Annotated in this window: 11 protein-coding genes; 7 read left to right on the forward strand and 4 right to left on the reverse strand. The window is 71.6% G+C overall.

Going from position 1 to position 12,604, the window contains the following annotated elements; translation table 11 throughout:
* Positions 1 to 212 precede the first annotated feature (212 nt).
* The gene (locus tag FHX82_RS21600; protein ID WP_145935105.1) at positions 213 to 473 is read left to right on the forward strand and encodes a hypothetical protein; all 261 of its coding nucleotides are present in this window, start codon (positions 213 to 215) and stop codon (positions 471 to 473) included.
* 177 nt (positions 474 to 650) lie between these two features.
* Positions 651 to 1,184, forward strand: coding sequence for a hypothetical protein (locus FHX82_RS21605; RefSeq protein WP_145935106.1), 534 nt, complete (start codon positions 651 to 653; stop codon positions 1,182 to 1,184).
* Positions 1,185 to 1,273: 89 nt separating this feature from the next.
* Here FHX82_RS21605 and FHX82_RS21610 read toward each other — a convergent pair whose 3' ends face one another.
* Positions 1,274 to 2,422 (reverse strand): glycosyltransferase family 4 protein, encoded by a 1,149-nt coding sequence (locus FHX82_RS21610; RefSeq protein ID WP_145935107.1) that lies wholly within the window; start codon positions 2,420 to 2,422, stop codon positions 1,274 to 1,276.
* Positions 2,423 to 2,464: 42 nt separating this feature from the next.
* Positions 2,465 to 3,487 (reverse strand): glycosyltransferase family 4 protein, encoded by a 1,023-nt coding sequence (locus FHX82_RS21615; RefSeq protein ID WP_145935108.1) that lies wholly within the window; start codon positions 3,485 to 3,487, stop codon positions 2,465 to 2,467.
* Here FHX82_RS21615 and FHX82_RS21620 point away from each other — a divergent pair.
* Genes FHX82_RS21620 through FHX82_RS21630 form a run of 3 tightly spaced genes read left to right on the forward strand, consistent with a single transcriptional unit; the run spans position 3,468 to position 8,034 of the window.
* Positions 3,468 to 4,415, forward strand: coding sequence for a glycosyltransferase family 2 protein (locus FHX82_RS21620; RefSeq protein WP_145935109.1), 948 nt, complete (start codon positions 3,468 to 3,470; stop codon positions 4,413 to 4,415). The two genes, FHX82_RS21615 and FHX82_RS21620, sit on opposite strands and share 20 nt — an antisense overlap.
* 33 nt (positions 4,416 to 4,448) lie before the next feature.
* Complete coding sequence (locus tag FHX82_RS21625) at positions 4,449 to 6,956, forward strand: glycosyltransferase (RefSeq protein ID WP_145935110.1); 2,508 nt, start codon at positions 4,449 to 4,451, stop codon at positions 6,954 to 6,956.
* Positions 6,949 to 8,034, forward strand: a complete 1,086-nt coding sequence (locus FHX82_RS21630; protein WP_145935111.1) for a glycosyltransferase family 4 protein — start codon at positions 6,949 to 6,951, stop codon at positions 8,032 to 8,034. The genes FHX82_RS21625 and FHX82_RS21630 overlap by 8 nt, the downstream gene beginning before the upstream one ends.
* Here the strand turns inward: FHX82_RS21630 and rfbD are convergent.
* Positions 8,010 to 8,900, reverse strand: coding sequence for a dTDP-4-dehydrorhamnose reductase (rfbD, locus tag FHX82_RS21635; RefSeq protein ID WP_145935112.1), 891 nt, complete (start codon positions 8,898 to 8,900; stop codon positions 8,010 to 8,012). The genes FHX82_RS21630 and rfbD overlap by 25 nt on opposite strands.
* An 8-nt stretch (positions 8,901 to 8,908) precedes the next feature.
* Positions 8,909 to 9,901, reverse strand: coding sequence for a dTDP-glucose 4,6-dehydratase (gene rfbB, locus FHX82_RS21640; RefSeq protein WP_145935113.1), 993 nt, complete (start codon positions 9,899 to 9,901; stop codon positions 8,909 to 8,911).
* Positions 9,902 to 10,026: 125 nt separating this feature from the next.
* On the opposite strand from rfbB, the gene FHX82_RS21645 reads away from it, so the two are divergent.
* Positions 10,027 to 11,340: an LCP family protein gene (locus tag FHX82_RS21645; RefSeq protein ID WP_145935114.1), complete on the forward strand. Its 1,314-nt coding sequence runs from the start codon at positions 10,027 to 10,029 to the stop codon at positions 11,338 to 11,340.
* A 55-nt stretch (positions 11,341 to 11,395) separates the two neighbouring features.
* Positions 11,396 to 12,598, forward strand: a complete 1,203-nt coding sequence (locus FHX82_RS21650; protein ID WP_145935115.1) for an LCP family protein — start codon at positions 11,396 to 11,398, stop codon at positions 12,596 to 12,598.
* The last annotated feature ends 6 nt before the right edge of the window (positions 12,599 to 12,604 follow it).

Consider the following 12,604-nt stretch of genomic DNA (forward strand, 5'->3'; position numbering starts at 1 on the left):
CACTCAGTGCAACGGCGCGGTGGGGCGTTTTGTGGGTGGTGGGGGTAGGGACCGCGTTGCGCCACACCATCGCGCGACCGTCCACGTTCCCGCGCACCCCTCGCCACCTCGAACGCCAAGATGAGCCGGTGCCAGTGCATGCCTTCATCGACGAGTCCGGGCGAGACCGCCGCTACTAGTCAGTCTTCGTGTGCTTGCCCAACGCCTGGTAAATGGTCGCCCTGTTCTTGTGGGCCGCGGTGATCGTGGCTGTCCAGGATCACCCGATCGGCCCGCAGCTCGGCGAGGTCGTGGATCGCCTGCCCCAAGCGCCGTTGACGGTCGTGCTCCTCCGTCTTCTGACGCACCAGCACCTGAACTCGGCATCCGTACCGCTGCTGTGGGTTCCCGACGCCGTCGCCTGGTGCTACGGCGCGGGCGGAGACTGGCGCCGCCGCGTGATGCCGATCGTCTCGAAGGTGATCGAGGTCTAGACAGCGCAAAGCCCGTGACACGACCGTCCGGACGCACCACGGGCTCACTTCTCGGCCCTAAGGGGGCCTCGCACTGGCAAGGTTACCAGTCTGCCCCGCCCATGCGCCAACCACACCATTGCGCGACCGTCCACGTTCCTGCACACCCCTTGCCACCTCGAACGCCAAGATGAGCCGGTGCCAGTGCATGCCTTCATCGACGAGTCCGGGCGAGACGGTTCCTACATCGTCTGCGTCAGCGTCGTCGATCCCGCCCAGCTCGTGCCCATCCGCAAGCAGCTGTCCGCGCTGCTGCTTCCCGGGCAGCGGGAACTGCACTTCAAGAAGGAGAAGTCACCACGACGCCGCCTGCTCGCCGACCGGATTGCCGCGCTTCCCGCGATCTCCTGGCTCTACACGACGTCGTGCACGCCCAAGACCGCGGAACAGGACCGCCAGCGGTGCCTGGCCGAAGCGGTGCACGACCTCGTCGAGGCGGGGGCGTACCGCGTGATCATCGATAGCAGGCAGGAGCAGGACAAGCACGACCAGGTGACCATCTACCGCACATTGGGAGGGTGCCCGTCCGCGCCTCTGGTCGTCTACGAACACCACGAATCCACCGCCACCCCACTGCTCTGGATTCCCGACGCGGTGGCCTGGTGCTACGGCGCGGGCGGCGACTGGCGACGACGCATCTCACCGGCGGTCGCCAGGATCACCCGTCTCTAGACAGCGCAAAGCCCGTGACACGACCGTCCGGACGCACCACGGGCTCACTTCTCGGCCCTACGGGGGCCTCGCACCATGAAGAATACCAGTCACCCTCGCCGATGTGCCAGCCACGCCTTTCCGTACGCCTCGCGGTGACGCTCGGCGCTCGTGGTCCACGAGAACTCCTTCGCCCGGCGCTGGGCTGCCTCCGCGAGCTTCGCGCGGCGGCCGGGGTCGTCGAGCAGCTCCGAAAGGGCCAGTGCGACGTCTCCCGCGCCCACGCCGCAGTACGCCACCGCGTCGCCGCCGACCTCCGGGAGTGACAGCCTGCGCGTGGTCAGCACACACGCCCCGCACGCCATGGCCTCCAGTACCGGCAGGCCGAAGCCCTCCCCGAGGCTCGGGTACGCCACCAGCTCCGCGCCGCCGAGGAAACCCGCCAGCGAGTCGAACGGCAGGTACCCCGCCCGGATCACGCGCAGCCGCAGCGGCGCGGCGTCCAGTGCGCGCTCCACCTGCGTGTCCCACCCCGGCTGACCGGCCAGCACGAGCGCCGGCGCGTCCGCCCTGTGTTCGACGGCCTTCGCGAACCCCCGGATCAGCGCCGGCACGTTCTTGCGCGGTTCGAGCGCCCCCAGGAACGCGACGTACGGCTGCGTCTCCAGGCCGATCGCCGCCCGTGCCGCGCGCACCTCCTCCGGCGACGGCGGGTGGAACCGCTCCATGTCGACGCCGTGTTCGATGATCTCCAGCGCTCGCGGGCGCGCCTTCGTGACGCGCGCCAGCTCGTTCGCCGTCGCGTGGCTCGGGACGATGCACATCGTCGCGCGGCGCAGGGCCGTGACCGTCCAACCGCGGAAGAACCGCGCCTTGACCGACGAGTGCAGCACCGCGTCGGTGAAGAACGTCGCGTCGTGCAGAGTCACCACCGACGCGGCCGGGCTGGCCAGCGGCATCGTGTAGTGCGGCGAGTGCACGACCTGCACGTTCAGCCGCCGGGCGAGCATCGGCAGCGTGGTCTGCTCCCACGCCAGCCGCGCCGTCCTGGTGACCGTGGACGGACCCGCGGGCACGATTCGCGACCCCGGCGCGAGCCGCGCGAACAACCGCACGTCCCGCGGCTGGCACACGACGCTGACCGGCGCCCCGTCGGCGTCCAGGGCCTGCACGAGGGAATCGACGTAGCGGCCGACACCACCACGGTCGGCAGGCACGGCCGTGGCATCGATCAGGACGCTGGGTTCACCTCTTCCCACCAGTGCAGCGTACGACCGTCCCCCGTCCGTTTGGTGAGGAACTCACAATCTCGTCCCCGCGTGAATGGTCCAGACGGCCTCCGCCGCGCGGCGCCACGAGAACTCCGCCGCCCGGGCACGGCCCGCCGTGACCAGGGCGGACACCGGCGACGACAGCACCTCCCGCAAGGCCGCCGCCAGCGCCTTCGCGTCCCCGCGAGGCACGCACATGCCCGCCCCGCCCGCGACCTCCACCAGCGCCGGGGCATCCGAGTGCACCACCGGCACCCCCGCCGCCATCGCCTCCAGCAGCGGCAGGCCGAAACCCTCCGCGAGACTCGGCACCGCCAGCACCGAAGCACGCCGCAGCACGCCCGCCAGCCGCGCGTCCGACAGGCGCCCCAGCACCCGCACGTCCACGCCGTCCCGCCGCGGGTCGACCCCGCCCCAGCCCGGCTGCCCGACCAGCACCAGCGGTACGTCCACTTCGGTCATCGCGTCCAGCAGCACGTCGATGCCCTTGCGTGGCTCGATCGTGCCCACCGCCAGCACGAAACGCCCCGGCAGGTCCGGCACCTCCTCCGGCGACGACAGCACCTCCGCCACCCCGTGCCCGGCCACGTGCACGGGCACCGTGACCGGCACCCATCGGCGCAGGTCGTCCGCCACCGCCCGCGTCGGCACCACCAGGCCCCGCGCCCGCCCGGCCGCCCGCCGGATCATCTGCCGGTGCCACGAGACACCACGCCGGGTCAGCGTCTCGGGATACGTCCACGGCACGGTGTCGTGCACCGTCACGGACACCGAGCCCCGCGGCGGCGCGAGCGGCGTCGGGGCGTGCACGGCATCCCCGCCCGGCCAGTACGGCACGCCCAGCTGCCACGCGGCGACCAGGGCACGCGGCGGCAACGGGAGCATCCGCAAGCCCTCCACCTGCACTTTCGGCCGCCGTGCGACGACGCCGGTGACCTCCCAGCCCGGCGGCGCGGTCTCGGCCAGCGCACGCAGCAGCTCGGCGGTGTAGCGGCCGGTGCCGCCCGGCACGGGCGCCAGCAGTTGCTCGGCGATGACCACGAGTTCCGGCACGAGCCGTATTGTGCTCGCCGTGACCGAGGTCAGCTCCACCGTGGTGGTCGTCACGTGGCGTGGCGCCGGGCAGATCACCGCCTGCCTCGACGCGCTCGCCGCCCAGGACCGTCCACACCGGACCCTCGTGGTGGACAACGCGTCCGACGACGGCACCGCCCGCCTGCTCGCCGAGCACCCGTCGAAACCACGCGTCGTGCGCCTGCGGCGCAACGCCGGCTACGCGGGCGCGATGTCCACGGCACTGTCCCTTGTGGACACTCCGCTGATGGCCTGGCTCAACGACGACGCGGCGCCCGGCCCGCACTGGCTCCGCACGCTGGAAGACGCGCTCGGTTCCGCCGCGGCCGCCTCCGCGCGGCTGAACCGCCCGGACGGCACCCCGCAATGCGTCGGCGTCCGGTTGACCGCGGACGGCTACGGCGCGGACACGCTCGACGCACCGGCGTTCGGCTTCTGCGGCGGCGCGGCCCTGCTGCGCACGGACGTCCTCCGCGAGATCGGCGGGGTGCCCGGCCACTTCTTCTGCTACTACGAGGACACCGACACCGCCTGGCGCCTCAGGCTCGCGGGGCACGAGCTCGTCACCGTGCCGGACGCCCAGGTCACGCACCGTCATGGCGTCAGCACGAAACCGGGCTCGCGGCAGTTCCACCTGTGGAACGAACGCAACCGCCTGCTGACCCTGCTGCGTTGCGCCCCGGCCGCCGTCGCGGCCCGGGAACTGGCGCGCTTCGCCGCGATCACCGCCCTGCTCCCCCTGCGCCGGAAGGTGCCCGGCGCGGCCAACTTCCGCGTCCCGCTGCGCATCCGGGTGCTCGCGGAGGTACTCCTGCGACTGCCCGCGACCCTGCGTGACCGCCGCGCCATCTCCCGCCGCTCGACGGTCCCGCGAGGGCAGGTCTGGCGAAACTGGACACCCGGCTAAGCTTCGCTCAACCGATGAGCTGGAGGTCGCGCGTTGAGCCAGGGGGACACGCCTTTGCCGCTCGTCTCGGTGATCGTGGTGAACTACCGCGGCGCGAGCGACACGATCACCTGCCTGCGCGCGCTCGCCGACGACCTGGACTACCCGCGGCTCGAAATTCTCGTCGTGGACAACGCCTCCGGCGGGGACGACGTCGCCCGGATCAAGGCCGCGCTGCCCGACGTCAAGCTCATCGAGTCACCCACGAACCTCGGCTTCGCCGGCGGCTGCAACCTCGGCGCGAAGCAGGCGCAGGGCAGCGTGCTCGCGTTCCTCAACAACGACGCCCGCCCGCATCCCGGCTGGGCGCGTGCCGCCGTCGCCGCGCTGGCCGCCGACCCGACGGTCGCCGCCGTCGCGAGCAAGGTCCTGGACTGGGACGGCACGGGCACGGACTTCGTCGACGCCGGGCTCACCTGGTTCGGCATGGGCTACAAGCGCCACGCGGGGCGGCCGGTGGCCGAGGTGCCGTCCGGCGAGCACGAGACCGCCAAGGACGTGCTGTTCGCCACCGGCTCCGCGATGTTCGTGCGAGCCGGCGTGTTCGCCGAGCTCGGCGGGTTCGACGAGCGCTTCTTCATGTTCTACGAGGACGTGGATCTCGGCTGGCGGCTGAACCTGCGGGGCTGGCGCGTGCGGTACGTGCCGGAGTCGCTCGCCTACCACCGCCACCACGCGACGATGTCCGAAGTGGACGCTCCCGACACCGGCCGTGAGACGTTCCTGTTGGAGCGCAACGCGCTCGCGGCGCTGTACAAGAACGTCTCCGACGAGACGCTGGCGAAGGTGCTGCCCGCGGCGCTCGCGCTGGCGATCCGCCGCGCTACCGCCCGCGGCGAGCTGGACGCGACGCAGCTCGACCTCGCGAAGGGCGTGAAGCCGGTCGACACGACACCCGTCGAGGTGCCGAGGACGACGCTCGCGGGAGTGCTCGCGGTCGACCAGTTCGTGGAGCTGCTGCCGTCGCTGGCGGAGTCGCGCAAGGCCGAGCAGGCCGCCCGCGTGCGCACCGACGCCGACCTGGTTCCCTTGCTGCGCAAGGCGTTGGAGCCCGCGTACCCGTTGCCGCGCTACCTCGCCGCGCACGAGATCCTGGTCGAGGCGTTCGGCATCGAGAGCGTGTTCGGGCAGCGCCGCAAGGTCCTGGTGATCACCGGCGACGCGATCACCGACCGGATGGCGGGCCCGGCGATCCGCGCGTGGAACATCGCAAGCGTCCTCGCCCCCGAGCACGACGTGCGCCTGGTCACGGTCAACCCGCTGGCCGCGCCGCCGCCCGCGCCGTTTCCGGTGAGCGCGGCCCGCAAGCGGGACCTCACCGAGCCGATCGAGTGGGCCGACGTGGTGATCCTGCAGGGCCACGTGCTGGAGATGGCGCCCGCGCTCAAGGCCGGGCACTCGAACAAGATCGTGGTCTGCGACCTGTACGACCCGATGCACCTGGAGCTGCTCGAACAGGGCAAGAGCGCCCCGGACGACAGGCGCGCGGCGGACCTCGCCGGCGTCACGCGCGTCCTCGACGCGCAGCTGGAGCGCGGCGACTTCTTCCTCTGCGCCTCCGAGCGGCAGCGGCACTTCTGGCTCGGTCACCTCGCCGCGCTCGGCCGCCTTACGCCGCGGCTCTACGACGCCGACCCGACCACGCAGTCACTGCTGGCCGTGGTCCCGTTCGGCCTGCCCGCCGAGCCGCCCGTGCGCACCGCGCCCGGCCTGCGCTCGACACTCGGCCTCACCGACACCGACCACGTCGTGCTGTGGGCCGGTGGCGTCTACAGCTGGTTCGACCCGCTGACCCTCGTCGACGCGATCGACCGGCTGCGGCAGCGGCGGCCGGACGTGCGGCTGGTGTTCCTCGGCATGAAGCACCCGAACCCCGAGGTCGCCGAGATGGACATCGGCGCGCGCACGATGCAGCTGGCCGACCGGCTGGGAATGACCGGCAAGCACGTGTTCTTCAACGAGCACTGGGTGCCCTACGGCGAGCGGCAGAACTGGCTGCTGGACGCGGACTGCGGGGTCACCACGCACTTCGAGCACGTCGAGACCACCTTCGCGTTCCGCACGCGGGTGCTGGACTACCTGTGGTCGGGTCTGCCGATCGTGACCACCGACGGCGACGCGTTCGCCGACCTGGTGCGCGAGGAGAAGCTCGGCGTGGTCGTGCCGGCGGAGGACGCCGACGCGCTCGCGGACGCGCTGGAACGCGCGATGTACGACACGGAGTTCGCCGAGGCGTGCAAGGAGCGCATTGCCGTCGTGGCGCAGCGGTTCGCCTGGCCGCAGGCGCTCAAGCCGCTCGTCGAGTTCTGCCGCAACCCGCGCCCGGCGGCCGACAGGCTGGTCGGCGCGGCCGACCTGACCGTGTCCGATCCCTTGCGGGGCAGCGAAATGGTGCGGCGGGACCTCGCGCTGGTGCGGGAGTACCTCGCCGACGGCGGGCCGAAGGAGCTGGCCCGCCGCGTCGCGGGCCGGCTGCGGAAAGTGGCGCGAAGCCGTGGCTGAGCGGACGCTGAAGGTCCTGCTCGACGGCACTCCCCTGCTCGGCGAACGGACGGGGATCGGGCGTTACACCGCCTCGCTGGCCGAGGAACTGGCTTCAAGGTCCGATGTGGACACTCGTGCGGTCGCGTTCACCTTGCGCGGCTGGCGGCGGCTGCGCCACGTCCTCCCGCACGGTGCCCGCGCCCGCGGGATGCCCGTCGCGGCGCGCCTGCTGCGCCGGAGCTGGCTGCACTCGCCGTTCCCGCCCGTCGAACTGTTCGCCGGGCTCGCGGACGTCGTGCACGGCACCAACTTCGTGCTGCCCCGCGCCGCTCGCGCCGCCGGGGTGCTGACGATCCACGACCTGGCGTTCCTCGACGCCCCGGAAGAGCTCGCGCGGAGTGACCGCGAGCTGCCGCAGCTCGTGCGCCAGGGCGCGAAGCAGGCCCGCGTCATCTGCACGCCGACCGCGGCGGTCGCCGAAACAGTCGCCGAACGGCTCGACGTGCCACGGGAAAAGATTCAGGTGACCCCGCTGGGCGTCGACGCGGCGTGGTTCACCGGGCGGCCACCGAACAAGGAGACGCGCGACCGGCTGCGGTTGCCGTCGGAGTACCTGCTCTACGTCGGCGCCTCGAACCCGCGCAAGGGCCTCGACTGGCTGCGGAAGGCGCACGCCGCCGATCCGGAGCTGCCGCCGCTGGTGTTCTCGGGGCCCGGCCCGGTCAGCGCCTCCGGCCGTGTGCTGCACGCCGGTTATCTGTCCGAAGTGGACCTGCGCAACGTCGTCGCGGGAGCGTCCGCGTTGGTGCTGCCCTCCCGTGACGAGGGTTTCGGGCTGCCGGTGCTGGAAGCGTTGGCCTGCGATGTTCCCGTGGTGTGCACGGACATCCCGGCGTTGCGCGAGATCGCGGGAAGCTTCGCGCGCCTGGTGCCGTACGGCGATGTCGAAGCGCTGGCTGTCGCGATGGGCGAGGCAGTGGCCGAACCCCGCGTCGCGTCGCTGTCCGTCGGACGCCGCGCGCACGCGGCGGGCTTCACGTGGCGCCACTGCGCGGACGCCACGGTCGAAGCCTACCGGCGCGCCGCGGCGAAGTAGGCGGAAAGCGCTTCCCGCCACGGGCGCAGCGGCGTCAGCCCCGCGTCCACCCACGACTTGTTGGACAGCACGGAATACGCCGGACGCGGCGCGGGCCGCGGGAACTCCTCGGTGGTGCAGGGCTTGACGCGTTCCGGGTCCGCGCCCAGCTCCTCGAAGATCGCCCGGGTGAAGCCGTACCACGTGGTCTCGCCGCCGCCCGTGCAGTGCAGCACCCGGCGCTCCGGCCCCCGGCCCGCGGCGATGGCCTCGCCGAGTTCGAGCAGCCCGGCAGCCAGATCCGCCGACCACGTCGGCGCTCCCCGCTGGTCGTCCACAACGGACAGTGTCTCGCGCTCGCCTTCCAGGCGCACCATGGTCTTCACGAAGTTCGACCCGCTCGCCCCGTACACCCACGCGGTACGGACCACCCAGGCCCGCGCACCGGAGCCGAGCACCGCGTCCTCCCCCGCTGCCTTCGTGCGGCCGTAAGCACTGCGCGGGCCCACCTCGTCCTCGGGCTCGTACGGCCGGTCCGCGTCACCGGGGAACACGTAGTCCGTCGACACGTGCACCAGCGGCACACCCCGCGACGAGCAGGCCGCGGCGAGCACGCGCGGACCGTCCACATTGACCGCGAAGGCGCGCCGCTCGTCGGTTTCCGCCGCGTCGACAGCCGTGTAAGCCGCCGCGTTGATCACCAGCGGCCGGCGGCCCGTCTCCCGGGCCCGTTCGGCGAGCGCGCCGACCGCCTTGAGCACCGAACCCACGTCGGTCAGGTCCAGCTCCGCCGAACCGGGCGCGGTGACCTCGACGTCCGCCGACGCCAGCGCGGCCAGGTCGTGGCCGAGCTGCCCCGTCCCGCCGGGCACCAGCACACTGAGCATCGGGCTCCTCACTTCCCCACCAGCGCGGCGCGTTCCTTGAGCGGCTCCCACCACGAGCGGTTCTCGCGGTACCACCGCACAGTGTCGGCCAGCCCCTGGTCGAACGGAACCGCGGGGCGGTAACCGAGCTCGGTGCTGATCTTCGTGATGTCCACCGAGTAACGCCGGTCGTGCCCCTTGCGGTCGGGCACCGGCTCGACCCGGTCCCAGCCCGCGTCGAACGCGGCCAGCAGCCGCTCGGTGAGCTCGCGGTTGGTCAGCTCGGTGCCGCCGCCGATGTTGTAGACCTCGCCCGCCCGGCCGGATTCCGCGACCAGCTGGATGCCGCGGCAGTGATCGTCCACGTGCAGCCAGTCACGGACGTTCAGCCCGTCGCCGTAGAGCGGGACTTTCCCGCCGTCGAGCAGGTTGGTGACGAACAGCGGGATGACCTTTTCCGGGAACTGGTACGGACCGTAGTTGTTCGAGCACCGCGTCACACACACCGGCAGGCCGTGCGTGCGGAAGAACGCGCGGGCGAGCAGGTCGGAGGACGCCTTCGACGCCGAGTAGGGGGAATTCGGCTCCAGCGCGTGGTCCTCGGGCCACGAGCCCTCGTCGATCGACCCGTACACCTCGTCGGTGGACACGTGCACGAACTTGCCCACCCCCGCGCCCAGCGCCGCCTGCAGCAACGTCTGCGTGCCCAGCACGTTGGTCAGCACGAAGTCCGCCGAACCGAGGATCGAGCGGTCCACATGCGACTCGGCGGCGAAGTGCACCACCAGGTCGACGCCCGTCATCAGCTCCGACACCAGCGCCCCGTCACAGATGTCGCCCTGGACGAACTTCAACCGCGGGCTTTCGGCCACCGGCGCGAGGTTCGCCGGGTTGCCCGCGTACGTCAGCTTGTCCAGCACCACGACCTCGGCATCGGCGAGCGCCGGGTACGCCCCCGACAACGCCTGCCGCACGTAGTGCGATCCGATGAAACCCGCTCCCCCGGTCACCAGCACCCGCATGGGTCACGCCCTCCTGTACATCGATTTCGTGCAACCCGGGCAACGTAACCCAGCCGAGACACGTCTCAGTAGAGGGAACAGTAATCTGGAAGCATTCACCAAGCCTGGGGGCAGGAGGAGCGAGCGTGACCGACGGGGTTGCGACCCGCCAGGATGACGCTGCGGAGGAAGTTCCCGACTGGCCCCCTCCGCCCGTCCCTTCACCGAGACGGCGCCACCGCCGCCACTGGTTCGCGGTCTTCGCGTTGCGCGGCGCGCGGTCGCTGGTCGCGCTCGTGTCGGCGGCCGTGCTGGTGCTCACGTGGTACGGCTGGCAGTTCGTCGGCGACCCCAACAGCGGGCTCGCCACCAGCGAAGTCTTCGAGGACAACCAACTGCACGCGGTCCCGCTGGACGGCGCGGTGGACATCCTGCTCGTCGGCATGGACAGCCGCACCGACGAGCAGGGCAACCCGCTGCCGCGCGAGGTGCTGGACATGCTGCACGCCGGGGACTCCAACGGCGAGAAGCAGACCGACACGATGATCCTCGTGCACATCCCGCAGGACGGCCGCCGCGCGGTGGCGATCTCCTTCCCGCGCGACTCGTGGGTGGAACTCGCCGGGGGCTACGGCAAGCACAAACTCAACGGCGCGTTCGTCTACGCCTACAACGACCGGTTCCACCAGCTGCAGCAGAAGGGCGTGGACCTGAAGGAGGCCGAGCGGCAGGCGAAGATCGCCGGCAGGCGCAACCTGGTCACCACGCTCGAGAACCTCATGGGCAAGCCCGGCATGATCGACCGCTACGCCGAGGTGAACCTGGCGAGCTTCTACGAGGTCACGAAGGCGCTCGGGGGCGTCGACGTGTGCCTGAACAAGCCGGTGCACGAGCGCAACTCCGGCGTGGACCTGCCCGCCGGGAGGCAGACCGTCGAAGGCGTGCAGGCGCTGGCGTTCGTGCGGCAGCGCTACGACCTGCCCAACGGCGACCTCGACCGCATCGCGCGGCAGCAGGCGTTCCTGTCCGGGCTCGCGCGCAAGGTGCTGTCGCGGGACGTGCTGGCGAACCCGGGCAAGCTCAGCGACGTGATCGCGGCCGTGAAGAAGTCGGTGGTGCTGTCCGACAACTGGGACCTGGTGCAGTTCGCCGGTCAGCTGCGGGGGCTGGACAGCGGACGGATCGAGTTCCACACCGTCCCGACGCTCGGCAACGCGGTCATCGGCGGCGCCGACGTGCTGCGCGTCGACGTCCAGCAGGTGCAGGGGTTCGTCGAGGGGCTGACGGCCGACCCGGGCGCCACCACGAGCGCCACGCCGCCTCCGCCGACCACCACGACCTCGGTGTCGAAGCCGCCTTCCGCCAAACGGTCGAGCGCGCCGTCCACCAGCGTGTCCCCTTCGCTTCCGGCCAGCACCGAGGCGCCGATCACGGGTGGTGAAGTCGCCTGTGTGAACTGACCCCCGTGCCTTAACCTGGACCGGAGGGCAGGGGCGAGCAGGGGGAGACACCAGGGTGGACGACGAGCCGGAGTGGCCGGCTGAGGAGCCGGTCGCGGAGCCGGCTCCGGACTCGGCCGGGCCGGCGCCGCGGAGACGGTCGGTCCCCCGGCGCGTGGGGCAGGTCGTGCTGGCGCTGCTGTCGGTGGTGGCACTGGTGGCAACGGGGTACGCGTACCTGACGTACCACCAGGTGCAGGGCGACCTGCACACGACGGACGTGCTCGGCGAGCCCGATTCTCCCGACGTGCAGGCGCCGCCCGCGGACGACGGCGCGGAGGACATCCTGCTGGTCGGCGTGGACGCGCGGACGGACATGCAGGGCAACCCGCTGCCGCTGTCGGTGCTCAAGACGCTGCGCACCGAGCAGACCGGCGCCATCAACACCGACACGCTGATCATCCTGCGGGTGCCGAAGAACGGCGGGAAGCCGGTCGCGATCTCCATCCCGCGGGACACGTGGGTGACCGTGCCCAAGGGTGGCCAGGCGAAGATCAACTCGGTGTTCGGCACCACGAAGGCGGCGGCCGCGGCGCAGCTGCGCGCCCAGGGCAAGCGGGACCAGGCGGAGATCGAGCGGGACTCGGACCAGGCGGGCCGCAAGGCGCTGGTCCAGACCATCCAGGACTTCACGCAGGTGCGCGTCGACCACTACGCGGAGGTGAACCTGCTCGGGTTCTACCTCATCACCGAGGCGCTCGGCGGTGTGCAGGTGTGCCTCAGCCACGCGACGGAGGACAAGGACTCGGGGGCGGACTTCAGCGCCGGACTGCACACCGTGACGGGCGCCGAGGCGCTGTCGTTCGTGCGGCAGCGGAAGAACCTGCCGCGCGGCGACCTCGACCGGATCGTGCGGCAGCAGGTGTTCCTCGGGTCGGCGCTGCACAAGGTGCTGACCGCGGGGGTGCTGACGAGCCCGTCGAAGATGAGCGACCTGACCGACGCGCTGCACAAGTCGCTGGTGCTGGACCCGGACTTCGACCTGCTGCAGTTCGCGGAGAAGGCGAAGGGCCTGGCGTCGGGTGACGTGACGTTCGAGACGATCCCGGTGATCACGATCAACGGCCGCAGCCCCGACGGGCAGAGCATCGTGGAGGTCGACCCCAAGGCGGTGCAGCAGTACGTCGCCGGCCTGGCGGGCCGCACGGGCGGCGGGGGTGCGGCTTCCGGCGGGGGGTTCGCGCAAGCCAGCATCAACGGCGTGACGTGCGTGAACTAGGTTGGC

Source organism: Amycolatopsis bartoniae, from assembly GCF_014191255.1.
GTDB lineage: Bacteria > Actinomycetota > Actinomycetes > Mycobacteriales > Pseudonocardiaceae > Amycolatopsis_E > Amycolatopsis_E bartoniae.

Bases quoted from the DNA above. Each gene is read 5' to 3' on its own strand.
- FHX82_RS21600 (WP_145935105.1), top strand. From the start codon at position 213: ATGGTCGCCCTGTTCTTGTGGGCCGCGGTGATCGTGGCTGTCCAGGAT.
- FHX82_RS21620 (WP_145935109.1), top strand. From the start codon at position 3,468: ATGACCACGAGTTCCGGCACGAGCCGTATTGTGCTCGCCGTGACCGAG.
- rfbD (WP_145935112.1), bottom strand. From the start codon at position 8,900: ATGCTCAGTGTGCTGGTGCCCGGCGGGACGGGGCAGCTCGGCCACGAC.
- rfbB (WP_145935113.1), bottom strand. From the start codon at position 9,901: ATGCGGGTGCTGGTGACCGGGGGAGCGGGTTTCATCGGATCGCACTAC.